The organism is Pseudoalteromonas sp. SG43-1 (assembly GCF_014164415.1).
GTDB lineage: Bacteria > Pseudomonadota > Gammaproteobacteria > Enterobacterales > Alteromonadaceae > Pseudoalteromonas > Pseudoalteromonas distincta.
Window position 1 is genome coordinate 63,921 of sequence record NZ_JACJFD010000006.1, and the last position, 25,714, is coordinate 89,634.

Annotated in this window: 25 protein-coding genes; 17 read left to right on the plus strand and 8 right to left on the minus strand. The window is 38.2% G+C overall.

What is annotated here, in order from left to right; translation table 11 throughout:
• The 7 genes from H5159_RS06700 to H5159_RS06730 all read left to right on the plus strand — a co-directional run bounded on the left by H5159_RS06700 (position 1) and on the right by H5159_RS06730 (position 5,342).
• Positions 1-570, plus strand: coding sequence for a hypothetical protein (locus H5159_RS06700; protein WP_182780051.1), 570 nt, complete (start codon positions 1-3; stop codon positions 568-570).
• Positions 571-902: 332 nt separating this feature from the next.
• Positions 903-1,667, plus strand: a complete 765-nt coding sequence (locus tag H5159_RS06705; protein ID WP_182780052.1) for a ChaN family lipoprotein — start codon at positions 903-905, stop codon at positions 1,665-1,667.
• Positions 1,668-1,669: 2 nt separating this feature from the next.
• Positions 1,670-2,248 carry a hypothetical protein gene (locus tag H5159_RS06710; RefSeq protein ID WP_182780053.1) on the plus strand — a complete coding sequence of 193 codons (579 nt, stop codon included), beginning with the start codon at positions 1,670-1,672 and terminating at the stop codon, positions 2,246-2,248.
• Positions 2,249-2,353: 105 nt separating this feature from the next.
• A complete protein-coding gene (locus H5159_RS06715; RefSeq protein WP_076924322.1) occupies positions 2,354-2,620 on the plus strand; it encodes a hypothetical protein in 267 nt (88 codons plus the stop codon).
• Positions 2,621-2,702: 82 nt separating this feature from the next.
• A complete protein-coding gene (locus H5159_RS06720) occupies positions 2,703-3,482 on the plus strand; it encodes a hypothetical protein (protein WP_076924321.1) in 780 nt (259 codons plus the stop codon).
• A gap of 238 nt (positions 3,483-3,720) precedes the next feature.
• Positions 3,721-4,152, plus strand: coding sequence for a DUF4198 domain-containing protein (locus H5159_RS06725; RefSeq protein WP_253188801.1), 432 nt, complete (start codon positions 3,721-3,723; stop codon positions 4,150-4,152).
• Between the two features lie 23 nt (positions 4,153-4,175).
• Positions 4,176-5,342 carry a lipase family protein gene (locus H5159_RS06730; RefSeq protein ID WP_076924320.1) on the plus strand — a complete coding sequence of 389 codons (1,167 nt, stop codon included), beginning with the start codon at positions 4,176-4,178 and terminating at the stop codon, positions 5,340-5,342.
• Between the two features lie 14 nt (positions 5,343-5,356).
• Here H5159_RS06730 and soxR read toward each other — a convergent pair whose 3' ends face one another.
• Positions 5,357-5,818 carry a redox-sensitive transcriptional activator SoxR gene (soxR, locus tag H5159_RS06735; protein WP_182733393.1) on the minus strand — a complete coding sequence of 154 codons (462 nt, stop codon included), beginning with the start codon at positions 5,816-5,818 and terminating at the stop codon, positions 5,357-5,359.
• 77 nt (positions 5,819-5,895) lie between these two features.
• On the opposite strand from soxR, the gene H5159_RS06740 reads away from it, so the two are divergent.
• From H5159_RS06740 to H5159_RS06760, 5 genes are all read left to right on the plus strand, one after another.
• On the plus strand, positions 5,896-6,369 hold the full coding sequence (locus H5159_RS06740; protein WP_182780054.1) for a flavodoxin family protein: 474 nt from the start codon (positions 5,896-5,898) through the stop codon (positions 6,367-6,369).
• Positions 6,370-6,434: 65 nt separating this feature from the next.
• Positions 6,435-6,947, plus strand: coding sequence for a DsrE family protein (locus H5159_RS06745; RefSeq protein WP_182671945.1), 513 nt, complete (start codon positions 6,435-6,437; stop codon positions 6,945-6,947).
• Between the two features lie 8 nt (positions 6,948-6,955).
• On the plus strand, positions 6,956-7,591 hold the full coding sequence (locus tag H5159_RS06750; RefSeq protein WP_182780083.1) for an SGNH/GDSL hydrolase family protein: 636 nt from the start codon (positions 6,956-6,958) through the stop codon (positions 7,589-7,591).
• A gap of 78 nt (positions 7,592-7,669) precedes the next feature.
• On the plus strand, positions 7,670-9,208 hold the full coding sequence (locus H5159_RS06755) for an EAL domain-containing protein (protein ID WP_182780055.1): 1,539 nt from the start codon (positions 7,670-7,672) through the stop codon (positions 9,206-9,208).
• Positions 9,209-9,264: 56 nt separating this feature from the next.
• Complete coding sequence (locus tag H5159_RS06760; protein WP_182780056.1) at positions 9,265-9,786, plus strand: hypothetical protein; 522 nt, start codon at positions 9,265-9,267, stop codon at positions 9,784-9,786.
• 70 nt (positions 9,787-9,856) lie between these two features.
• On the opposite strand, the gene H5159_RS06765 is transcribed toward H5159_RS06760, so the two are convergent.
• Positions 9,857-12,109 carry a TonB-dependent receptor gene (locus tag H5159_RS06765; protein WP_182694191.1) on the minus strand — a complete coding sequence of 751 codons (2,253 nt, stop codon included), beginning with the start codon at positions 12,107-12,109 and terminating at the stop codon, positions 9,857-9,859.
• Between the two features lie 285 nt (positions 12,110-12,394).
• Between H5159_RS06765 and H5159_RS06770 the strand changes: the two genes are divergently transcribed.
• From H5159_RS06770 to H5159_RS06785, 4 genes are all read left to right on the plus strand, one after another.
• Complete coding sequence (locus H5159_RS06770; RefSeq protein WP_007378432.1) at positions 12,395-13,402, plus strand: LacI family DNA-binding transcriptional regulator; 1,008 nt, start codon at positions 12,395-12,397, stop codon at positions 13,400-13,402.
• A 175-nt stretch (positions 13,403-13,577) separates the two neighbouring features.
• On the plus strand, positions 13,578-14,816 hold the full coding sequence (locus H5159_RS06775; RefSeq protein ID WP_182780057.1) for a sugar MFS transporter: 1,239 nt from the start codon (positions 13,578-13,580) through the stop codon (positions 14,814-14,816).
• 14 nt (positions 14,817-14,830) lie between these two features.
• Positions 14,831-16,333 carry a trehalase family glycosidase gene (locus tag H5159_RS06780; protein WP_182780058.1) on the plus strand — a complete coding sequence of 501 codons (1,503 nt, stop codon included), beginning with the start codon at positions 14,831-14,833 and terminating at the stop codon, positions 16,331-16,333.
• A gap of 184 nt (positions 16,334-16,517) precedes the next feature.
• Entirely contained in the window at positions 16,518-17,207 is a 690-nt protein-coding gene (locus H5159_RS06785) for a LuxR C-terminal-related transcriptional regulator (protein WP_024595599.1), read from the plus strand.
• 81 nt (positions 17,208-17,288) lie between these two features.
• Here the strand turns inward: H5159_RS06785 and H5159_RS06790 are convergent, their stop codons facing one another.
• Genes H5159_RS06790 through H5159_RS06805 form a run of 4 tightly spaced genes read right to left on the minus strand, consistent with a single transcriptional unit; the run spans position 17,289 to position 20,419 of the window.
• Positions 17,289-18,062, minus strand: coding sequence for a CsgG/HfaB family protein (locus tag H5159_RS06790; RefSeq protein WP_182197166.1), 774 nt, complete (start codon positions 18,060-18,062; stop codon positions 17,289-17,291).
• Positions 18,062-18,487: a curli assembly protein CsgF gene (locus H5159_RS06795; RefSeq protein ID WP_024595597.1), complete on the minus strand. Its 426-nt coding sequence runs from the start codon at positions 18,485-18,487 to the stop codon at positions 18,062-18,064. The genes H5159_RS06790 and H5159_RS06795 overlap by 1 nt, the downstream gene beginning before the upstream one ends.
• Positions 18,477-18,875: a curli production assembly/transport protein CsgE gene (locus H5159_RS06800; protein ID WP_024595596.1), complete on the minus strand. Its 399-nt coding sequence runs from the start codon at positions 18,873-18,875 to the stop codon at positions 18,477-18,479. The genes H5159_RS06795 and H5159_RS06800 overlap by 11 nt, the downstream gene beginning before the upstream one ends.
• A 41-nt stretch (positions 18,876-18,916) precedes the next feature.
• On the minus strand, positions 18,917-20,419 hold the full coding sequence (locus H5159_RS06805; protein WP_182780059.1) for a curlin: 1,503 nt from the start codon (positions 20,417-20,419) through the stop codon (positions 18,917-18,919).
• Positions 20,420-21,003: 584 nt separating this feature from the next.
• On the opposite strand from H5159_RS06805, the gene H5159_RS06810 reads away from it, so the two are divergent.
• On the plus strand, positions 21,004-23,505 hold the full coding sequence (locus H5159_RS06810; RefSeq protein ID WP_154902977.1) for a S8 family serine peptidase: 2,502 nt from the start codon (positions 21,004-21,006) through the stop codon (positions 23,503-23,505).
• Positions 23,506-23,568: 63 nt separating this feature from the next.
• Here the strand turns inward: H5159_RS06810 and puuE are convergent, their stop codons facing one another.
• Both puuE and H5159_RS06820 read right to left on the minus strand, forming a co-directional pair.
• Positions 23,569-24,501: an allantoinase PuuE gene (gene puuE / locus H5159_RS06815; RefSeq protein ID WP_182780060.1), complete on the minus strand. Its 933-nt coding sequence runs from the start codon at positions 24,499-24,501 to the stop codon at positions 23,569-23,571.
• A 1-nt stretch (position 24,502) separates the two neighbouring features.
• Positions 24,503-25,714 (minus strand): urate hydroxylase PuuD, encoded by a 1,212-nt coding sequence (locus tag H5159_RS06820; protein WP_182780061.1) that lies wholly within the window; start codon positions 25,712-25,714, stop codon positions 24,503-24,505.

A 25,714-nucleotide genomic window follows, 5' to 3' on the forward strand; every position in this document is an offset into this window, starting at 1 on the left:
ATGAGTGATTTTTTAAATGGGTTAACCCTTGAAAAAGACATAGTAAATTCCCTAAAAAATAATAAGGTGATAAATTTAACAAGACCTTATTTAGAGTTTGGGATCCGAAAGTACAAAGAAAAGAACGATATTCAGGATAAAGATATATTTACATATGTTGGGAGTTGTTTGTATATTCATTTAGAGAATGGCGACATTATTGGGTTTGAAACTAACAACGTTAAAGACTCAATTCTTGTTTGGTTTGCTTATAAGGAGGGTATTCAGCAAGGCTCAAATGAAGACATGGAAAAAATACCCTATGATCATCGTATATATGGAAATCGTGAGCGTTGGACTGGACTGATTAACGAGCATATTCACAGTATCAAAGTGTTTACGCGTAAAACTCCCGAAGGTATAAAAAGTTTTGTAGATAGCAATGAGAAGGCAATTTTACTTGAATCAAATAACTGTAGTTTGTTATTACCTTATGGTGGGAGTTTTGAATACCGTACAGTAATGCCAATATTGAAACTTGAGGAAGCACCTGACGGTTATTTTGATGGTATGCAAGTAATCAAACTTTGAAAAAGTTGAGCAGGTGGCTCCACCATTAAGATTTAACTTTTTTAATTTTATAAAAATAATAAATGGCCTACGTTGCCAGCATTAAGAATAAACGAGCTATTAATAATAGAATGTCGCCTAGACCCTCACAGTTAAAGCTGTAAAACTATAGTCTTCCAATAAAAGTACTAGCGATTTTTTGTCTCGGCGTTTAATTGGTTTACCTGCACCTATTATTGATGCTTGGATTAATGAAAATAGAGATTCGCTTAAACTTGCAAGCACGCCTGCAGCTTGGTGTGACTAGCTTGGGGTTTTAATAACACTAAGAATACTTAACATAAGGAAATACAGTGAGTAAAATAAACACGGATGTAAATTATAAAACAATGGCCGGTAATGCGCGCTTAGTGATGCTTGGTGAATCAAGCCATAACCCAGCTATCTATAAATTTGAGGCTATCAAAGCGCTTCGTCAACTGAAAGCTTCAGGGTTTACTCACTTTGCAATCGAAATGCTACCAAGGTCTATGCAGGAAAAAATAGTTTTTTATCAACGCACCGGTAAAGGTTTTAATGTTATTCAGCAATATTTTAATGATAATTGGGGTCGGGGATATGGTGTAGCAAATAGTTATTGTGAACTAGTTAAAGCGGCCAGAGAGTTGGGATTAAAAATTATTGCTTTGGATTTAACTTTAGATGAAATGGATTTGATTGATGCTTCATGTAGTTACAATAATTCGGTTGCAGAAAATTGTTTTAATAGCCACACAATAAGAAATATGGTTTGGACACAAAATATTAGTAATATTTTAAATACGTCTAAGCAGAATAAAGTTATTGCTTTTATGCATAGGTGGCATGCTGTGAGATCTACCAATTATCAAGAAGGTCTCGATACACTGATAAAAGCGCAAGGTATTTTAAAAATTAAATTTATCGACTTTATTGGTGGGTCAGCTTGCTACTCACAAACTGATTGTAAGGGTTACTCTGATGAAAAAGAAGCGCTTAAGCAAAAGTACTTTTACCGAGAGGGGTTCCCGTTTAAATCTGCAGTAACAACTTATCAGGTTCACTTACCCGAAAATTCAGCTCATATGAAAGGGCTATAATAGTGAAAAAAATGGCTACTCTTCTTTTGGCTACCGTAATATGTTTTGGCACAATGGCTGGAACTTTTTTTCCTGACCTTGATATTAATGATCCTAACTTATCCCAAGATAAAGTCATGCGCCAATGTCAAAAAAGCTTAATGCATGCGTCTCAAGAGCTTAATGCTTGGTGTGAAAAAGCTTATAAAATGGGAAATTGGCAAACTCTTGAGTTGGTAGGTCTTCATACAGGTGATGGAAGCCGCTATATTGCTGAGGCAAAAAAGCATGCTGCAGAAGGCGATCCTGATGGTATTTTAGCTTTAGCGTATGTATATAGTACTGGACGTTTTGTTACTAAAGACCTAACACAGTCTATAAAACTTTATAATCGCTACCTCACTGATAATAGTAATGAAGTTAAAGAGAAAATGAGAGTGCAAAAGACTCATAAAGATCTTTATTTAATTTACACTGAACTAGGCAACTCAGAAAAGGCTGCTGAACATAAACGCTTTTTAGATGAAAGTAATCATGGCGAAATCAGAAAAGAAATATTTGAAAAGCAACTCAAGGAATCTGGTATTTCTTTAGATAATTAAGTAATGAGTATTTACTTAAATGATTTATAATTAGTACAAACCATTAAAGTTATTGCACTTTTAAAGGAGCTATAAACGCCTAAGCTAAGGCGCTATAGAAATGATATGGAACAACAAAGCCAACAAACACTAACTAACCTTGTTTACGATATATATGAAGACCCAGCTTTAATAGAAGAGCATCAAGTGCTTATAAACCCTTTGTTGAGCGATTTAGTTGCCACAGCGCCAGCTGGGTTTGAGGGCATGGCGACGATGATTAATACTCATATTTCTAATGGGTTTAAATTCAAAAATCCTAAAATACAAAAATTTGAACTTGAGTCAGGGCTTTTAAAACTTAAAACATACTTTCAAAAAATAAACCTATAACCCCCATCATAATTACACACTCAATTTTTAATATTAATGCAGCACTAGTGCTGCATTAATTTTTTCTCATCAAGGATGATCTATGAGCCTTATCACCACGAGTATTTTAATGCTGTTTTTGCAGCCTTTATTTGTATATTTAGCTCTTTTTAAAGAGTCAGATCGGAGTACTCCAAGCCGTTCATTAGATAACGAAGATGCTATGTATCTTTTTATAGCACCAGGGTTAGCTGTATTTTATTCTGATAACTTTTGGCAGGCGTTACTTTATTTAGGAAGTGTATGCCTACTAGGTTTAATGCTTGCCATTATTGTAAAAAGCAAAGCTAAAAAACGATTAACAAGAGATGACGCTATCGGGTTTACTATTGCCAGCTTTTTATTTTTTTGGATTATAAAATTAATTATTGGTGGGTTAGGATATTTTTTTAGCGAAAATGCCGCGAATGCTTCAGCGCCTGTCATAGGTGAACAAACTTATTCATCAACTACAGGTGAGCTTTTAAACTGGGGGTATTTATATTATCAGTTTTGGCCAACGCTATACTTTTTACTCTTTATGTTAGCCACATTAGTTATAAAAATAATAGAGAGCCGATTTAATAAACATTCATTTTCAGGCTTGCTCTTAATATTGGGCGCAGTTTTGGCAGGTGTATCACCGTTATTTGGGCATGCTTTTATTTTAGGCGTTATCGCAAACTTTTTTATATTTTTTGTTGTGTGCACGGCATGTATAGAAATTGATAAAAGGAGCGATCCTTCAGCGGGTGCTATTAGTTTTATATATGGTTTTTTGCTTGTGGGCGGTATCGCGTTTAGTAGTATTGGCAAATTAATATATACGCTATTTTATAATTAAATTAGGATTGTTTTTTGATTAAAAAACATGCAATATAATTGTACCTAATTAGTATGTTCCCCTACTTTTTTTTAATATAAATATGGTTGGTGTAATTAATTGGCCATAAACATTAAGTAGCTTATAGCTAGGTCTTGGGAGAGTGTTTGCTTTGTTTTTATCGCGTTTAAAAATTTTTGTGTTGGTAATAGTCTCTATTGCCGTTGTTTTTTTTACTACATCACAGGCTTGTGCGGATATGTTTGGCTTTTTTAATAAACAAGAATTTTATTTATCGGCTCCAGTAAAGGGGCAGTTATTAGATAATGGGCAGCCAGTTGCAAACACTAAAGTAATGCGCTCACTCACCTATGGCGATGAATACGTTGACGAAACCACAACAGACGAACACGGTTATTTTACTTTTACAGAAAAAACAATAAAGACAGGTAAGCCCTCTAATATGTTTGATAACGACTCGTTGGTTCAGCATATTTATTTAGAAAACGGCACGCCAGAAGGAATTGTTTTATGGTACACGCTTGTTTCAATTCATGAAAAAAGTGACACACTTAAAGAGCTTCTTGCACACTTGAAGTGCGATATTTCTAAAGAGCCGCAAACATACGATATTCCAATTAAAGAAGATACCAGCCACGCTTTTGCGATTTACACATCATGTAAACTTTAACTATTAATTTAAAGGGAACTTATATGAATACTTTGACGCCAACCCAAGCGGTACAGTTAGCTAACCTTGCTTATAAAGCAAAAAGCATTAAAACCACTAACTTACTTCATCGTTCACTTCATGCATCTTTGCGCGACAATTTTAACTTTTCAGTTAACCCTGGCGCAGTACAAGGTGTAACGGGCGGTTTTTTCTCCCATTTATTTAATTTAAGTACGGGTTTTGCTTTAGTAGGGCATGGGCTTGGCGATTATCAGGGTGATTCAGTTATAACAATTCGAGGTACTAACTCGCTAAGAGATGGCTTAACTGATGGCCATTTTGGTTTAAGTGGAGGCTCAAACGGCAGTATGGTGCATGCTGGGTTTAATAAGACCTTTTACAGTATGAAGCCCGCGTTACAGGAGTTTGTTGAAGCTAATATTAAAGATAAAGTAACCGATTGTATTCATTTAGTTGGCCACAGCTTAGGTGGTGCATTAGCGACGCTTTCTGCCGATTGGATTAGAGCTGAATATTCAATACCTGTAAAGCTATATACGTTTGGCTCACCGCGCGTTGGGCTTGAAAACTTCTCTCGGGCTGCGACATCGAGAATTGATAAAATTTATCGCTGTACTCATGGTGCAGACCCAGTTGCTAAGGTACCTTTGTGGCCGTTTTCGCATGCACCTTATAGCGGTCAAGAAATTCGCTTAGATAATGGGCAAGGTTTAAAAGGTGCTGCCCATACCCTCAATGGTACGCCTGGCTATATAAACACAGCCAATAGTAATAATTGGAACAACTTAACCATTCAAGCTAATCATTTTTTGAGTACCCCTGTGCGTCTAAAATTTGAAGATAGAAATCAAGCCTCTTTTACTTCTCACTGGGCTGATAAGCTAGGGGCTGCGTTAGTCACACTTTTAAAAGATGCGGGCTATTACAGTGCAGTAGCAGCTCAAGCTGCTATTGGTACTGGGCTCACTTTTTACGATATGTTGGCGCGTACTTTAGATAAAATAGCTAAAGCGTCAGCCTCGTTTGCAACACAAACCTTAGGTTTACTAGGGCATATGTTAGTGTTTGCTGGCAAAGTAATTAGTAAAGCGGTGGAGCTTACATATAGCTTTATAAAATCTGTATTCGACTCAACCCTAGGCGCTCTATACCGAGCGGCGAGAGAGGGGCTAAGCGGCTTAGATTAACTTTAATCTAGCCCTCAATCTCGCTCTAACAAAATAGCACCACTTTGGTTTTCGCCTAAGTGGTCGTTTTTGTTATAAATAGGGCATTTACTCATAGATAAGCACCCACAGCCAATACATCCATCAACGCGATCGCGCAAACGCTGCATATACGCTATTCGCTCGTCCAGCTGTGCTTGCCATTGCTTTGAAAGGGCTGCCCAGTCTTTTTGCGTGGGTGTGCGCTGATCAGGTAATGTTGCCAATGTTTGTTTAATTTCATCAAGGGTTATTCCCATTGCTTGTGCGGCTTTTATTACCGCTATACGGCGCAGTACATCTTTTTTATAGCGGCGTTGATTGCCGCCATTACGCCAGCTACGTATTAGTCCTTTTGTTTCGTAAAAATGTAGGGTTGATACTTTTACGCCGCTACGCTTTGCTACATAACCCACGGTTAAGCTGGCCTCAGTTAGTTTTTTTTGATCTATTGGCATTATTTTTAATTTCCGATTGACCTCAATATAACTTGAGGTTTTAAGCTTCTTGCAACATTAAAAAAGGAGCTAACTAAATGCAACAAAAACTTGAGCGTAGCACTGTTATTATTTATTCAAGCGCACGCAAAAATGGTAATACACAGGCGCACGTTAATGGATTTGCAGAGCAAAATAATGTGCGTGTAATATGCTTAGATGATTATAAAATTGCGCCGTACTGCTATAACAAAAACTATAAAAATGATGATTTTTACGCTGTGTTTGAAGCACTTTTAAAATATGATCATTGGGTGTTTGCGTCTCCTGTTTATTGGTACAGCACCACGGTACAAATGAAATTATTTATCGATAGAATAACCGATTATATGGACGATGAAGTATTAAAACCTAAGCTTCGTAATTTACGCAGTAAGCATTTTTCAGTGCTTTCTAATGCGTCATCAAGTGAAGCCCCCGCCTGTTTTGTAGAGCAGTTTAAAAATACGTTTAGTTATTTAGGTATGCAGTTTATTAACCACAGCCATAAAAGTACCCAAAAGGTTGCTTAAATTGCAGCCTTTTTTGGTTGTCTCTGGTAGTTTAGTAATAATCTTAAAAAACACAGGATTGTTTTATGAAATATTTACTATTGTTAGTGCTGCTTTTTAGCCCTTTAATATATGCAACAGAGCAACCAATTAAGGGATATGGTAATTATTACAATGTACCCGAGCATGATGAAATTAATGACGCTACGGTATTTAAAATAGCATTTGATGTTGCTGATGGCGCTGAAAAAGGCGCGCAAAATAATTCAATAAATTCGCTAGCGCGTTTTATTAACATGCATGTGGCGCATGGCGTAAAGCCTGAAAACATACAACTTGCATTAGTTGTGCACGGCAGCGCAAGTGTTGATGTGTTAGCTAATAGCGAATATAAAAAACGCTTTAACGCTGACAATAAAAACCGAGCGTTAATTGAGCAGCTACTAGCAAACAACACTAAAGTGTATGTTTGCGGGCAATCTGCTACTCACTTTAAAGTAACGCCAGCGCTTTTAATTGAGGGTGTAAAAATGTCGCTTTCGGCTATGACCGCTCACGCACAACTTCAACAACAAGGCTATACGCTCAATCCATTTTAATGACTCAAATAATAAAAAATATTCTCTGCTTTGGGGATTCAAATACATGGGGCTTAAACCCTGTAACGGGTAAACGTTTTGATGAAAATACCCGTTGGACATCACTTTTAAATAAAAACTTAGGGTGGGGCTTTAACGTAATAGAGGCAGGGCAACCTAATCGCACGTTAGTGCATAATCCCCCGTTTGACGGTGTGCTTAATGGTGTTAGCTATTTAAAGCCTTATTTGGATAAGCATGATCTCGACTTTATTATTATAGCTCTTGGTACAAACGATCTTAAAAAACGTTTTAATTTAACACATACTTTAATAGCAGATGGCTTGAATGATTTAATTAACTCAATACACATTTATTATCAGCAAGGTAGTACTTTAAAATCTCCTAAGATTATTATTGCTAGCCCACCTAAAATAAGAATTACCGAGCAGTATTCACGTATTTATGAAGAGGCTGATACAAAAGTAACAAAGCTCTCTAGTGCATTTAAAAGCGTTGCAGCTAATAATAAGTGCGCTTTTATTGATTTTAACTCGTTTATTAGCATAACAGATGGTGATGGGATTCATTTTGATGATATCCAACATTTGGCAATAGGCTTTAAAATAGCGCAATTGGTTCAAAACTCACTCAATAATTGTTAAATCTATCTGTGTGAATTTAATGCGACTTATGCAATCATCTAATAAAGTAGTGATATAAATTAACAACTTCGAGATGCTATGAAAAAGTACCAACAAAAATCTATTATAGCCGTTCTAACCGGAGTGTTAGTTTTTATAACTGGCTGTATTATTTTACTCAATTTTGCAGCGCAGCAATTAACAGCACAAACAAAGTCAGATGCTGAGTATATTCTCACTCATGTAGAAGGTGCAATTGCAGAGCGGCGTCGAATACTTACCCCATTAAATAAGCTTGCGTTTAAACAGTGTGACAACACAACTCTTCTTGAGATGCGCCGCGCTTTATTTGACGCAAAATATGTAATTGATATAGGTTTTTTTAAAGATAATCAGCTAGTTTGTACTACGGGTGCAGGCTTATTAAGTAAACCAATTAACGACAAACAGCCTGACTTTATTCGAGATGATGAACAGGTGAGGGTCCGTTTTGAGCCAGAGCTTTATCTATTATTATTTAGTGAGCGCCCTATGGAGGTGATTATAGTCAGACAAGGGGACTATAATTTAATTATGCAGAGTACTCCCTTTACCAACATTGGCATTACTGTGCCAGATTGGGAAGTTGTTTATAAAACACCAAATACTTTGCATCATTTAGCAGGTAAAGAGGATCTCTACCTTCAAGTAAAAAACAATGTTTTCTTTCCTTACGAAACTAATTTAGTTTGCAGTTCTACAAGTAGTCAATATTGTGTGGTAGTGCACTTACCTTGGAGTCTGTTTTTTTCTAATAACCACTTATTATTAATCATTTCGTTAATTTTAACCTGTTTAGCGGGAATATCGAGTGCGTTAATAGTTGATGCAAGAATTGCTGCACGTCGCTCTATTAATCAGCGTATTCGTAAAGGACTCAAAAAGGGATCATTTTATTGGACTTACCAGCCTATTATTTGTTTGCAAAGTGGCAAGCTGATTGGTTGCGAGGTACTTGCACGTTTTGAAGATAAGTACGGTGTTTTATTTCCAGATGAGTTTATTCCGGTTATTAGAAAAAACAATTTAACCTGGACTTTTACTGAGGCCATGATTGCCACTACAATCAAAGAGCTAACCTCTATAGAGGTATTGCCTGAAGGCTTCAAAGTGTCGCTTAATATATTTCCGTGTGATGTAGAGCTGGGTAACGTGTCGTTGCTGCCACAAATTACAGAGCTTACCAATTCACGCTTTATTATTTGTTTAGAGATAACTGAAGACGAATACCTTGATACAAGCATCGCGCATGCTCATTTTAGAACCTTGGTTGAATCGGGATTTAACTTATCATTAGATGACTTTGGTACGGGTTATTCGAATTTAAGAAATTTACAAAATTTGAGCTTTCATCAACTTAAAATTGATCGTACGTTTGTTCAAGATATAACAACTGAGGGCTTAAAAGCCTCTATGATCCCGAATATTATGGAACTTGTGCATAAGTTTAATTATACCTGTGTAGCAGAAGGAATTGAAACCACTGAGCAAGAAGCCATTTTAAAAACAGCGGGTGTGCATTACGGACAAGGCTGGAAGTATGGTAAACCCATGACTGCGTCTAAATTTAAAAATTATATAACTAATCAGCGTTTTTAGATCTCAGCTGCCATACTAAACGTATCGGTATGAAATTTATAAATATTAGGTTTATTATGATCAAATTAACATTAAGTGCTTTTGCACTTTTACTACTTAGCGCATGTACAACACAGTACCCAAACCAGCAATTAACAGGTAAGCAGTTCCCAAGCATTAGTGGCGAAAGCTTAGAGAAAACTATGGTGACTATACCTAGTGATTTTAAAGCAGATAAAACACTACTGCTCATTGGGTACAAGCAAGACAGCCAGTTTGATATAGACCGTTGGTTAATTGGTTTAGATATGGCGGGCGTAACGCTCCCTACATACGAACTACCAACCATTGCCGGCATGGCACCACGTATGTTTAGCACATTTATAGACAGCGGTATGCGCAAAGGCATCCCTAAAGAATTATGGGGTGGGGTAATCACTATTTATAAAGATGGCGAGACAGTTCAAAAGTTTACAGGTAATCAAAGCCCAAATAACTCTCGTGTGGTACTTATAAATAGCAGCGGCGAAATTTTATATTTTTATGATCGAGGTTTTTCGGTTGATGCGTTAAATAAATTAAAAGCGAATATTGAGTAGCCTTTAAATTTATTTGTTGAGGTTAATTAAAGTGAAAGGGAGCGAATGCTCCCTTTATATTGTATTTTATTTAAAACGCGTAACTTACACTAAAGCGCGTTGTACGAGGCATAATGTAACGACCATTTGGTGCATCAGCATTACGTGGATCGCCTTCTGTAATGCCTTGCTCATCCGTTAAGTTATCTATTGCTACTTGAAGCTTGATGCCTTCCATTGGTTCTAATATTAAACCTAAATCAACTTTTTCGTAGCCATCGAGTGTTACAGTGTTTTCGTTATTGCCAAAGCGATCATCAACCGCTGAAAGTGTACCGTATAAAGTTGCATACATACCTTGTAGCTCAAAATCGTAACTTGGCGTTATACGTACTTGCCATTTTGGTTGGCGCTGCGACTGGTTACCATCGTTTGTTGGGCTCTCTGTAATTTCAGCATCTTGTAATGTCGTATTTAAATTAACAGAAAAACCAGAATCATGATTAAAGTTGTAATCAAGCTCTATACCGTATGCTTCGTTTGTTAAAATTTCTGCTGGTACGCCAGGTCGTCTTACAAATGTGTCGCCTTTAACTTCATTTACAAATACGGTTGCATAAAAGTCGGTTGATTCAGTAATTAACTTATAGCCAAGCTCGCCTTGAGTTATTTCTTTAATAAGCTTTTCGCCGCCTTCGTAAGCATCAAAGTTATCTCTAAAGTCATCAAAGTAAGGCATTTTATAACCACGGTTAACACGGGCAAACACACCCATATCATCATTAATTGAATAGTTTAACCCTGTAGTCCACGATGTTTTACTTTCATCATAGCTAACGGTTTTAGTAATAATACCGTCAAGGCCCTCATCTACACTGTATTCTACTTCGTGGTTTTCTTGACGTACGCCAACATCAAGTGTAAACGCATCAGCAAATTTGTATTCACCGGTGACATAAAACGCGTTAGTGCGCGCATCACCTGTTGAGCTTATGTCGTAGTTAAAATCACAACCATCGGTGTTTTGATTACATTCAATCCCAGCCAATGCTTCGCCACCTGATTCAAGTACATGGTATGCAGTGTTACCTAAGCTCCACCAATCTTTTGCTGAAGTACTTGCAGTGTAATATCCAAAGGTTGTTGATAGGTCGCCAAATTTTTTCGAAAAAGCTAAATCATTAGTAAATGAGCTGATTTCTTTAAGTACTACCCATCGACCAAGTTGTTGGACTGGGGTATCGCTTGCGTATTCAGTGTTTGTAACTGCTCCAAATGCAGTTTGGCCGTTATCAGCAACTGCTCCAACCGTTGTTGCTGAGCCACTAGGTACTAAACCGTAGGTATTTGCATCGCCTTTGGTAATGTTAAAGCGATCTGAAAAATGCCAACCACCTTTTAGCTCTAGCTTAATACTACCGCCCGAAACATGGCCGTCCCATCCTCGGCCATCACCTAGGTCAATATCAAGTGCTTGTGCATCGGGGCCTGTAAATATTGTTGCTTGACGATTTAGCGTACCAAGTTGCGTATATTCTGCGTCAATACCATCAACATTAAGAGGTGTTGGTAAGTACCATGCACCGTGATCGTCTGTTTGGCGGGTATAAAAGTTAAGCTCACCGTTGTCTAAATCTTTAGTAATGTTGATTGTAAATTGGCTACCCTTTTCAGAAGTAAAGCCCGCATCACGAATACCCGGTGAGCTTTTTACGTAACCGCCAACCATAAAGTATAAATCGTCAGTAATTTCACCACTCATCACAGCATCAACTCGCTGTAAGTCGTAATCAGAAGTTGTGTATTTAAATAAGCCTTCTGTTTCTTCGCCACCACGTTTTAATCTAAAATTGGTTGTTAATCCTGGTTGTCCGTTAGATAAAACAGGATTAGGTCCACCACGCAGGGCTTCTACTGTCTCAATGGTTTCATCAATACGAAACATTGATGAGTTCTCTAAAAATGACAATGTTGAAGCAGGATAAATAGGTGAGCCTTCAATACTGAGTGTTAAAAATGGGGCATCACCACCACCAGGAAAACCACGAACAAATACATTAGCGCCCGATTCACCACCTGAGCTTTCTACCCAAACACCAGGTATTGCTTTAAACAAGTCAGCGGTGCTTTTTGGAGACAGTTTAATAATTTGTTCACTATCGATATTAGTTACCGCATAGCTGGCATCTATCTTTCTAACTCCAACACCCGTAGGTGTTCCCGATACCACAATGCGCTCAACTTTCTGGTTTTCTTGTGTTTGCTCTGCTGCAAATGCGCATTGAGTGCTAAGCGCTAAAGTAATTGCACACGCTAATGTGCTTTTTGCTTTATTGATTTTCATGTGTGTGATCCCGTTTTTAGTGTATTAAACAGTGTATTTCTGCAGCCTTTTTACTAAAAATCATTGTAAATAGGCTGTGTATATTGAAACCTTAGAGATAAATGCAAACGTTTGCAATATTTATTTGTAAATTATTTATGAATTTATATAGTTTATTTATTGAGCTTATTTATATGTTAAACACTTTTTAGGTCGTTGTTCGCGCCAGCAAAAAATAATAATGCTATATTGTCAGCGAGTTAGATAATTGTATTGATCAGTGGTAAGCGACTATTTAGGAAGATCATGAATAACAAAAAAATTAAATTAACTGATTTAGCGAAACTAGCAGGCGTGTCTACCTCTACAGTTTCGCGTGCGCTTAATGATAATCCGCTAATTAAGCAAGAAACCCGCGATAAACTTCAGCGCTTAGCTAAAGAGCATAATTTTAGCCTTAATACGGCTGCAAGTCGGTTGCGGACACAAAAAACCAATGTAGTTGCGGTTATAATTAACCTTGACGAACAAACAGAGCAGTCGATTAGCGATCCGTTTTTACTTAAAGTAGTGAGCGAAATTAATCTTGCACTTAATCAGCAAGGGTTAGAGCTTTTACTATCTAATTCAATCATGGCGCAAGACGATTGGGCTAATTATTTTATTAATAGCCGCCGTGCAGACGGTATTATTGTTGTAGGTCAAGGTAAAAACCAAACCAATATAGAAAATGCAGCTAACGCAGGTATTCCGCTGGTGGTATGGGGAGACCCTAAAACACCTAGCAACTACCCCATTGTAGGAAGTGACAATTACTTGGGAGGCTTGCAAGCAACAACGCATTTAATAGAGCACGGAGCTAAAAACATTGTATTTTTAGGCGACCCAGAACATGGTGAAATTAGTGAGCGTCATAGAGGGTACTCTGCCGCATTAGCATCCCATAAATTAGAGCAACATGTTGTATCTATTGATATTACAAGTAGCTCAGCATATCAATCAATTAACCAATTACTGCGTGAAAAAGGCCTTTATTTTGATGCTATAGTTGCATGTAGTGATATGGTTGCCTTAGGTGCCATGAAAGCCTTAAAAGAGCGTTATGTAAGCATTCCTAATGATGTCGCTCTAGTAGGTTTTGATGATATTGCTATGGCCGACATTAGCCACCCTTCATTATCAACTATCCGACAAAACACACAGTACGCAGCCACGCTATTAGTTCAAAAATTGATGCAGCAACTAGCTGGTGAAAAAGTTGAATCACAAGTAATTGATATTGAACTGATTACCCGCCAATCAAGTAAAAGATAGTTTATAAATCATGTTGAGTTAATGTTAAATTTAAAATGCAAACGATTGCATTTAGGGCTATTCTAAACTAAACTCAAACCTCACTGATATAAACACACACTGTGTATGCACTCGTTATGGGCATACAATAAAGGTCGTTATAGCGTTTAAATAACGCTGTAAAGCGAGGACAATTATGAGTAAAACAAAAGTCACACTGGCAATTGCAGCAAGTTACTTTATTTTCGCTATTTTGTTAAATAGCGTGGGCACCGTTATTTTGCAGGCAATAAATACCCTTGGGGTAAGTAAAACAGAAGCTTCAGTGCTTGAGGGGTTTAAAGATTTATCCATTGCGATAATGTCATTTGTAGTGGCTTCGTTTATTCCTCGCCTAGGCTATAAACTGGCTATGCTTGGGGCACTTACTGTTGTTGCCCTTGCTTGTGTAAGTACGGCTTTAATTAGTGACTTTTATGCGTTTAAAATTTTATTTGCCGCCATTGGTTGTGGCTTTGCTGTGGTTAAAGTGTCGGTTTACTCTATTATCGGCCAAGTGACAGATGATGCAAATAGCCACTCTTCATTGTTAAACACCATTGAGGGCATTTTCATGGTTGGTGTGTTAAGTGGCTATTGGGTTTTTACTGCTTTTATAGATCCAAACGATTCAACCGCGTGGCTCAACGTTTATTACTTACTAGCAGCTCTGGCCCTAATCGTTATAGCGAGCGTAATTGCTGCGCCTATAAAGCCCGCCATTATAAGTAAAACTAAACGCTCTGGTTGGTTCGATTTTATCGCCATGCTTAAGCTAACATATCAACCGTTGGTACTCATATTTATAATTAGTGCTTTTTTATACGTATTAATTGAGCAGGGCGTCGGTACTTGGCTACCCACATTCAATAATGAAGTTTTAAAACTTCCTATAGCTATTAGTATTCAGCTGGCCAGTATTTTTGCTGCGGCACTTGCATTTGGGCGCTTAGTAGCAGGGCAAGTACTTAAACACATTCACTGGTTTGTTGTATTGAGCAGTTGTTTAATTGCGATGGCCGGCCTCATACTTATTACCCTACCGCTTACTGAGAATGTTACTGAAAATACAGTAATTAGCTTATTTGATGCACCACTTGCTGCATTTATTTTACCGTTAATTGGCTTTTTCATGGCGCCTATTTATCCGGTACTTAACTCAGTTATTCTCAGCGCTCTTGAAAAACATCGTCATGCCGCTATGACTGGCTTAATTGTAGTTTTTTCAGCACTTGGTGGAACAACAGGCTCAATAATAACTGGTTATGTATTTGAGCACTTTAGTGGCCAGCATGCGTTTTACCTTTCTTTGGTTCCCATTAGTTTGATTTTTATTAGCGTGATTTTTTTCAAAAAACGAACCGACGCTATCTCACAACACGCAACAACAGCTTAACAGTAAGGAAAGTTATGAGTTTTTTTGACAGCCAATTATTTAAAGATGTTCAAATGCAGCATGTATTTAGCGACTGTAAAACATTCGCAGATGCAATTGCGCGTGTTAATTGGCAAAGTGCATGTAAAAGCTATGAACAATTAGCGCCTTTAACTAATACGCAGTTTAGTGAGTTTGTAAACGCACACTTTATTACTTCCCCAGTGCTAGCAATGGGCACTGAGGCTGATACGTCATCGGTTAAACATTATATAGACTCGTTATGGAGTGGCCTTAGAAGAGAGGCGGATACCCCGAAGCAAGATTCATTACTAGCACTAAAGCACAGCTATATTGTGCCTGGCGGGCGCTTTCAAGAGATTTACTATTGGGATAGTTATTTTACAGCATTGGGCTTAATCGATGCAGATAAAGGTGATGTAGTTGAAGATATGCTACTTAACTTTGTAGATTTAATTAACGATTATGGTTGTATTCCAAATGGTAACCGTCGCTATTATTTATCACGCTCGCAGCCACCGGTTTTAGCACTCATGGTCGAGTTATTATGGGAACATACGCATAGCAAATCACTCAATACGCAATGGCTTGCTATGTGTGTTGCAGCACTTGAAAAAGAATATATATTTTGGATGCAAGACGCGCAGTTGCTTTCGAGTGATTTATTGGGCTCAAAGCGGGTAGTAAGAATGCCTTGTGGTGGTGTTTTAAATCGTTATTGGGACGATGTAAGTGAGCCAAGAGCAGAGTCATTGCGTGAAGATTTAGCGCTAGCGGAAGGGTTGGCGAAGGAGAAAAAATCTGATTTTTATCGTAATATTCGCGCTGCATGTGAGTCGGGTTGGGACTTTAGTTCTCGTTGGCTTGGTGAGTCTAATTTACTAAGCTCTATTCAAACAACTGATATTGTTCCTATAGATTTAAACTGCCTTATGTATAACTTAGAGAATCAATTAAGCAAATTCTTTCAATTGCTCGGCAATAGTGAACAAGCAGAGCATTACCAATTACTTGCCAGCAATCGCAAGGCACTTATTAATGCTTACCTTTGGAATGAACCAACCGGTTTTTTTGTTGATTATAACTGCCGTACAACGACTCAATCTCCAATACTTAGTGCAGCGGCAACTACTGCTTTATTTGTTAATTTAGCCAGTAATGAGCAAGCAATCAAGGTAGCTACAATATTAGCCAATGAATTTTTAAAAGAGGGTGGCATTGTTACAACTATTACTCAAACGCCTCAGCAGTGGGATAGTCCAAATGGTTGGGCTCCACTCCAATGGCTTGCGGTAAAAGGGCTTAATAACTACGGTATTACTCAATTGAGTACACATATAATGCAAAATTGGGTAAATATGGTTGAGCAAAATTTTGCAGTAAATAAGTGCTTACTCGAAAAATACAATGTGTGCACACCAGCGGTTTTAGCCGGTGGTGGTGAATATCAAGTACAGCAGGGTTTTGGTTGGACTAATGGCGTAACGACTCGATTTTATAAATTACTAAACTACTAATCCGATCTGTTATTTATCTTACAAAATCAATTGTAAAATAAAAGTAATGTAGGTTATGTATTGATTTAATAGGTTTTTATCTGTTTTAGGGTGAGAAACGATAACTTTATTTTAATACCAAAATCTCATTGTAAGTTGTATTTGATTTAGGTAATGTAGTGTAAATGTTTCAAGGACGAAATTTATGCCCCATAAAAACTCAGTATTCGTAAAAACTACATTTCAATCATCTTTTCATTCACACAACTACACAGCTATTTTAAGAACACTACAGGCCTTGTTTGGTGATATTAAAATGGACGATGTTATTCCTAAAGCTGAGCAGCGTGCAAATTATGATTTGTTTTTAATAGATGGTGCTAAAAGCAAATGGCAAGATCTCATTCCCGCAGACCTTATTTGTTTAGCTAAACACCATAGTGTTGTTATCTTTAATGTTGATAAAGAAGATGTGTGCGAGCAAAACTTATTGCTTAACCATTTTAATGGTGTTTTTTATAAATCTGATGCGCCAGAAGATATTTTTAAAGGGTTAGTTCGTGTTGATACTGGCGAGCTTTGGTTTACGCGTAAAGTGATTTCAAAAGCTTTTAACGATATTTTAGCCGTGGCATCGTCATTTAATAACCTACATGACGACATTGAATTAAAGCAGGACGATTACGATCATTTAACAAAGCGAGAAAAGTCCGTTATTCATTTAATTGCACAAGGTGCGAGTAACAATACAATTGCTGATAAGCTCAATATTAGCGACCACACTGTAAAAACACATTTGTACAGTGCGTTTAAAAAAACTAACTCACGTAACAGGGTAGAGCTTGCGAATTGGGCTCAGCGCTACGTTTCTGTTTTATTACCAATGGCTAAATAAATAGCATATATAATCTCAATTTCTCCCATAAAAAAGGCTACTGTTAGTAGCCTTTTTTATTTGTGATGACGGCCTGAGTAATTAGCTCACTTTTTTAGCCCATAAGCCTTTATCAATGCCTTTTGTTATAAGGTCTGTCAGTGCTTTTTCTATTGCCTGAGTTACACAAATACTCATAGGTTCGTTGTCACTAAAGCCGGCTTCAGCTTCAGCTAGACGTTTGTAGCTTACGTATCTAAAAAAGCCTGCACGCATCTCTTGGCTTAATACTTTTTTGCTGGTGGCCACACTAAGCAACACTTGGCCTGTACGAACATCCACAGCGCGTAGATAAATTGAAATAGCATCTTCACGGTAAAGCTCAGATGCGCCTATACCAAAGTATTCCATACCTAACCCACCCGTTTTCACATTGGTGTCATAGCTTATAATACCGCCCTCTAAAATGATTTTAGCTGTGGTAAGTGGAGGTAACTCAGCCTGGTTAGGGTTATCAGTTTGGCCTGCACGAATGATTTTTCGCTCAGTTAAAATGTTTTGTAAACCTTCACGCTCAACAGGTGTAAACCAATCAGATTCATGCAGTGCTTGTACGAGTATTGAATTAGCACCTTGAGTAACGGCAGTCGAAAACGAACTAACGTTAGTTTGTGGTTTATATTGACCTGTTTGGTCTCTAAATGAGTAGACCGATACCGGAATGCTGCCAACAGGTTTTGGTAAGTTTTTTAAGTCTGCAAATAATTCAGTTGGCTCTAGGCTAATTGCTTTTTGCTGTGATGGTGGAATAAGCTTACCTAAACTTGTACAGCCGCTCAAACCCAGTAATGTTATTGTTATTAGTAGTTTATACATTATCCAAACCTCGGTACTTCAATGATCACAACAGAGTCATCTAATATGTTTGTTATTTTTACTGTAATAGAATCGGTTGTGCTGGTTATAACTTCAATTTGATAATCACCACTCATAAAAATTGAGTCCTGATTAAAAATACTATCTTCAATATCCTCACCAAAAGCCATATCGGTAATCTCTCTTACCATGCGGTTTAAGTAAGTGCGCTCTAAAGAGTCTTGAAATTGTTCAGCGTAACCTTTTTCGATTACCGGAGCCTTGTGCTTATTTTGAGCCTGTGCTTTGCTCAGCAGCATATTTGCATTGAGTGGATTACCACCAAAGCTTGGATTTATTGGGGTGTAAATTATTTCAGTCGCGGAAGCTGAAAAGCTTAATATTGTTATTATTATAAGGGCTATTTTTTTCATTTTACCATCCATCTTTAGCCATATCTGGTGTTGATGCAGCCATGTTTGAGCGAGCCATTGCATCTATTACTGTATAAACAGCTTGCTCAACACGTTCATCGAGGGGTTCTAATCTGCGACCTAAATAAGTCGCGTAAACAAGTTGGTTATTCATTATTAAAGAAAGTTGTGTACCCGCTTTTGGTATTACGGTTTCTTTTATTTCAATATTAAAACCAGCTGTTGAAGGGAGATCTCGCCAGTAGTTTGAAAATTCATAATAAAATTGATGACCAAAGCGGCTAATACTTCTATCAAGTAATAAGCCATCTATTTCTAGTTCATCCGCAGCATGAGTTGCCCCAGAAAAACATAGGAAAAGTGTGAGTAGGTAACGATTAAAGTTAATATTTTTTTTCATAATTTAAAAAGGGGAGAGGGTCGCTCTCCCCACCTCAACAATTACATTTGAGTAATTGTTGCTGCGTTTCCATCACCAATTTGGGTAACAGATACAGTGCTGTCAAAGCCAATTACTGAGCCTTCAACAATATTGTCGTTACCAATTTGAGTAACACTAAACGATACGTTTTCACCACCAACTAAAAATGCTGATTGTTCAACGCCAGTAACCCAGTTACCTTCACCTGTTTGTGAAATATCAATGCTGTGGTTATTGCCTTCAACCATCATATCAATAAGGTTTAACGTGCCACTTTGTGCAATATCAATTTGGTTATTATTACTATCTAAAATGCCAGCAAGGGTAACAATTGCTTCATTTTGAGAGCCGTCTTGAGCAATATCGATGTCATTATCGTTAGATGTAAGCGTTACATCTGGGTATGAAGATTGAACAAGTACGGCATTTTCATCGCCAGCTTGTACTAAATCAACATCATTGCCAGAGCCGTTAAAGTTAGCTAAGTGAATCGAGTTTAAATCACCTATTTGGGCTGATGTAAATTCATTGTCTGAACCAATTACACCCATGTAGGCTTCGTTTAAATCACCGTTTTGCATTGAAGTTAGTTCGTTGTTGTCACCAATTAAATCGGCTGTCATTAAGTTTTCAGCGCCAACTTGTGTTGCTGAAACCTCATTATTAGAACCTTCAAATAAGTTTGATTCAATTGTGTTAAGTGAACCTTCTTGATCTAAATCTATTTGGTTGTCGTCCCCAATTACAGTTGCAAACGTTACCGCATTAGTTAAGCCATCTTGCTCAATTTCAATTTCATTTGCATCACCAGAAATTGCACTAAATGCTACAGCATTACGATCACCTACTTGTTCAACTTCAAGCTCGTTGTCATTGCCTTGTAAACTACTTACTTTAAAGGTACTCCAATAACCGTCTTGAACTAAATCAAGAGTATTTTCGTCGCCTGTAAGCATCGTAATTTCTGCTTCATGCCATTCACCGGTTTGCAGTGAGGTAATTTCATTTGCGTTACCTTGCATATCCATGTTGTAGAACCAGTGACCACCAGTGCCTTGTTCAACATCAATGATATTATCATCACCAGTTACAATATTAATCGCTTCATTATTTACAAAAAAGCCTTGGCCAAATTGTGAAACAAATAACATATTATTATTACCAGTCACTTCAGAGATAAAACCATTAGCAACGCCATCTTGGCTGTATACTTGTAAGTTGTTGTCACCTGTGGTGATTACTTCAGCATAATTACCATATTGGCTCTGCACAACTTCAGTTTCGTTATTATTACCGGTTGTTGTTACAAGCATGGTGTTGCTATCACCATCTTGTGTAAGTAGTGCAGTATTTTCATTAAAAGTTTGGATAAGAGTCATTGAGTTTTCAACACTTGCTACAGATACGTTGGTAGCAAGTTCTGAGCTTGATGCTGATTTGTTGTTAGTATCTGCATAAGAAGCAAAGCTAGTACCCATTGCAATTGCAACTGCGCAGCTTAAAAGTGATTTGTTCAACTTCATTATTTTCTCCTTGAAATATTAAAACCAAACACCTTAAATTTTATAGGTTTTATAAGGTATTTGCTGTGTCAGCATGCCGTGCCGATATAATGTTTTGTGATCCGCTTGAAAAGCTCTTAAAGTAAAATTTTTCGATGTAGTTAATAATTATCACTAAACGCTTTGTCATTATTTTTAACTTACGTTTAATAACTGTTAATTATTAAGTACCCAATTACTGTATTCCTCAAATGTATTTTCTGAAATCATCATTTTTTACCAATTTTTTAATTTTTATTTTTCAGTGGGTTATGGTGCGGTTGTTGAGGTTTTTATTAATTCAATCTAAAAGCAGTAAAAATCTCCGACCCTTTATTAGGTAAATGGCTTTGCGTGAATTTCATTAAAAGGTCTGTCTTTAGTGTTTTTTTTATACTTTAACTGGTCAAAATTGTTGGTTTTAACAACGTTTTTATTTTTTAACTTGTTAAATGATTAGTTTGGTTGTTTCCTTAGGGTATGCCATGTGATCCCTTGTACTCGAAATAGTGAAAGAACGTGCTTAGAGCATCTAAGCTAACCCAAAAAAAACTATGGATAGAACAATGAAAACAAAATTATCTATTATTACTCTTGCCTTACTTCCGTGCTTAGCAGCTGCAAAAGTTCCTGATGTGGGTGTAAAGCAATCTGTAACTGCTAGCAGTGATTCTATAATTGTTAAATATAAAAGTAATGCAACGAAAGAAATGCGTAAGCAGGCTCGTTCATTAGTTAAAGCTAAAATTACTGATCTAAATAAAGATGAACTTGATGACAGCTATACGTCTTTACTTTCAGGTCGCTTAGCTAAGTTTAAAGTGTCGGGAATGAGCACTAAAGACGCAATTGCGCTTTTAAAGTCTCATCAAGCTATTGAATATGTAGAGCCTGATTACCAAGTAAGCATTGCACGTACGCCAGATGATCCTCGTTTTGATGAGCTTTGGGGCTTAAATAATGATGGCCAAACGGGTGGTACAGCAGACGCTGATATTGATGCAGTAGAAGCATGGGATATTTCGACAGGTAGCCGCGATGTAGTGGTAGGTGTAATCGATACGGGTATTGATTACAGCCACAGTGATTTAGCTAGCAATATGTGGGTAAATAGCAGCGAAATACCAGGAGATGGTATTGATAATGATGGTAACGGTTTTATAGATGACGTGCATGGTATAAATGCCATTACTGACAGTGGCGACCCTATGGATGACGAAGGCCATGGTACACACGTTTCAGGTACTATTGGCGCAAGTGGTGGCAATGGTATTGGTGTTGTAGGTGTTAACCATGAAGTATCACTTGTTGGTTGTAAGTTTTTAGATGCTGCGGGTAATGGCTCAACATCAGACGCTATTAAGTGTATTGATTACATGGTTAGCCTTAAAAACTCAGGCGTTAACTTACGCGTATTAAATAATAGCTGGGGTGGTGGCGGTTACAGCCAAGCACTAGCAGATGCAATTGCATCAAGCGAAGCGGCGGATTTACTCTTTGTAGCCGCAGCTGGTAACGATACTATTGATAACGATGTTAACCCGCATTACCCATCTAACTACGAAAACGCAAGTGTATTATCGGTTGCAAGTACGGATCAAACCGATGGTATTTCATGGTTTTCACATTATGGTTTAACAAGCGTTGATATGGGCGCGCCGGGTAGTGCTATTTTATCAACTACACCAGGTGAGAGCTATGCATCTTACTCAGGCACATCTATGGCAACGCCACATGTAGCAGGTGCTGCAGCGTTAGTATTGTCAATTAATCCTGAGCTTAGCACTCAAGAGCTGAAAGATTTACTAATGAACTCTGGCGATGCAAATGCTGCGCTACAAGGTGTAACGGTTGCAGGTACTCGTCTTAATGTTAACCAAGCGCTTATTGATGCAGACCCTACACCTGGCTTTAAAATATCAGCCGATCCACTTACGCAACAAATTGAAGCAGGCCAAGCTACAAACTACACATTTACAATTGGTTCAATTGCCGAATGGGATGAAGAAGTAACGCTTGAGTTATCAACAACATTAGGCGGCGCTTATTTATCATCGCTTACAGCGCGCCCAGGCGATGAAGTAATGCTAAATGTTGAAACCGATACTAACACTCAGTGGGGCGAATACGAGCTTACTGTAACAGCTACAGCTGGTGATATTGTTAAAGAGCAGTCAGTTAAATTAATGGTTCAACCTGTTGGCTTAAACGACTTTACTTACAGCAGTAACACAAGTGTTGATATTCCTGATAACTCGCCAGTAGGTGCAGTGTCAGTAATTAATGTTCCTGATGACTTAACAGTATTTGGTACTACTGCTGATGTAGATATTTCGCATACTTACTCAGGCGACTTAGTGGTTAAGTTAGTATCTGCTCAAGGCACACAAGTAACGCTACAAAGCAATGTGGGTGGTTCAAACGACGACATAGTTAGAAGCTTTACTTCTGAATCATTTAACGGCGAAGTTGCTACAGGCGATTGGACACTACAAGTAGAAGATACTGCTGCAGCCGATACCGGCACAATTAATGGCTGGTCATTAACGCTAAGCGCTATTGGCGAAGTTAGCCCACAACCACCACGTGCTAGTTTTGACGTTGAGACACAAGGCTTAACAGTTAACTTTATTGATTCAAGCACTGATTCAAATAACGATATTACACAGTGGAGCTGGAGCTTTGGCGATGGTGCAACATCATCTGATCAAAACCCTATGCATGTGTATGCAGCATCAGGTAATTACGATGTAGAACTAACGGTAACAGACAGTGAAGGCAATACAAGTACATCAACTCAAACGGTTGTTGTAAGTGATGTAGAGCTAGAAATCACCTTAAAACGTGCTAATAAGTCTCGCCTTGATACTATGCGTGTAGAGCTTAGTTGGGAAAGTGTTGGCGCTGAATCACTAAGTGTTTACCGTAATGGTGAGCTTGTAGATACTACTGCTGACCGAGGTCGTTACCGCGACTACGTACGTGGTGCTACATTACCATCGTACGATTACCAATTATGTGTAACTGAAAATGTATGTTCTAACATCATTACGGTTTCATTTAACTAACTACTCCTAAAGTGACTTTAAGCCCAGCATTGCTGGGCTTTTTTATGTTTTAAAAAATATAAACTATGCTTTTTTATATGGATGGGTTTTAAGCCAGTGCTCGGCTATTTGCTCACGTGTGGCAAACCAAACCTGATCATGCGAGCGAGCATATTCTAAAAACCGTGCTAATGCTTTTATTCTTCCTGGTCTGCCAATTAGGCGGCAATGCAAACCTATCGACATCATCTTTGGGGCGTTTTCACCTTGTGGGTCGCCTTCCTCGTATAGTGTATCGAATGCATCTTTTAAGTAATTATAAAACTGATCCCCGGCATTAAAACCCTGCACGGCAGCAAAGCGCATGTCGTTTACATCAAGCGTGTAGGGCACTATTAACTGTGGTTTACCTTCTTTAATACTGTAAAAAGGTAGGTCGTCGCTGTAATCGTCGGCATCATATAAAAATGTGCCATTCTCAACTACAAGGGCTGCGGTATTTGGGCTAGTTCGGCCGGTATACCAGCCTTTGGGCTTTTTACCGGTAAGCGTTTGAATGATCTCAATGGCTTGTTGCATATGCTCGCGTTCGGTTTGCTTATCTATATTTTGATAATTAATCCAGCGCAGGCCATGGCTTGCAATCTCGTGGCCCGCTTTAACAAAGGCTTTAGCTACATCGGGGTGGCGCTCAAGGGCCATCGCCACTGCAAAAATGGTGACCGGTATATCGTATTTTTTAAAGAGTTTAAGTAAACGCCATACACCTGCTCGCGAGCCATATTCGTAAATAGATTCCATGCTTATATGGCGGTCTTCTACATGCGGGGCACTGACTATTTCAGATAAAAATGTTTCGGCTGCTGCATCACCATGCAATACACAGTTTTCGCCGCCTTCTTCGTAATTTAATACCACTTGTACAGCTATACGGGCTTTATTGGGCCAATTTGCATGGGGTACATCTGGACCATAACCAATTAAATCGCGCGGGTAGTTTTTAAATTGCTCGCTCATGTTATTGCTCCTTTTTAAGTGCGCTGAGCCAAGAGCCTAGCGTTTCGCGCTCTGCGTCAGTCATTTTGGTCATATTGGCCAGTGGCATATCTTTTGTTATAACCGCGCGGGTATGAATAAGCGTGCTGGCCTTTTTTACATCATTAATAGAGTCGAGCTTAAAGCCAAGTGGCGCTGCTTGAAAAAGCTTTGATGTAGGTGTTTCACTGTGGCATTGTGTACAGTGCTTATTAATTATATCCCACGCTTGTGCATCGGTAATACTTGCTTGTAAAGGCGCGCTTTCGCCTGTATTTGTTGGGCTGCTAGGCCATGGAGCTATAGCCAGCATGAGGGCAAAAAAGGCGGCAATACCACTTATAAGTACCGAAGGTTTATTAACGCCTTGGTGCTTTAAGTTAAAGTAATGGCGTATCCACATGCCAATACCAAATAACGCAATTAAAATAAGCCAACCAAAGCTATGGCTGTAGGTATAAGGAAAGTGGTTGCTCAGCATAATAAATACCACAGGTAACGTGGCGTAGTTATTATGAATAGAGCACAGCTTTGCTTTTAATCCCGGTGCGGAATCGGGAATACGGCCAGCTTCTACTTCGCTTACCATGTAGCGTTGCCCTGGCATAATAATGTGGTACACATTGCCAACCATACAAGTACCAATAAGCGCACCTACATGAATATACACAGCGCGGTCACTAAATAGCTGATCGACCCCGTAAGTCCAAAGGGCCAATATTCCAATAACTACAGCAATAAATGCTTTACCGTTTTCTACGAGTGGGGTTTTACACAATAAACGATAAACACCATAACCTAAGCCAATAAAGCCAAGCGATGCACCAATAGCGGCAAATTTACTTAGCTCACTTTTGCTGTTATCGATTAGGTAAACATCGGCGCCAACATAATAAAGTAGGCTAAATAATAAAATACCGGTGATCCACGTTGTGTAGGCTTCCCATTTAAACCAGTGCAGGGTATGCGGCATTTTTTCAGGGCCATTTTGATACTTAGCCACTTCGTAAAAGCCACCGCCGTGCACGGCCCATAAATCGCCTTTTATGCCTTTGTCTTGTTTCCACTGTGGCGGGGTTTGTAAGTTATTATCAAGCCACGCAAAATAAAATGAAGCCCCAATCCACGCAATGCCTGCAATCACATGAAAATAACGCAGTACTAAATGGGCAAGCTCAAATAAATAGTTTTCCAT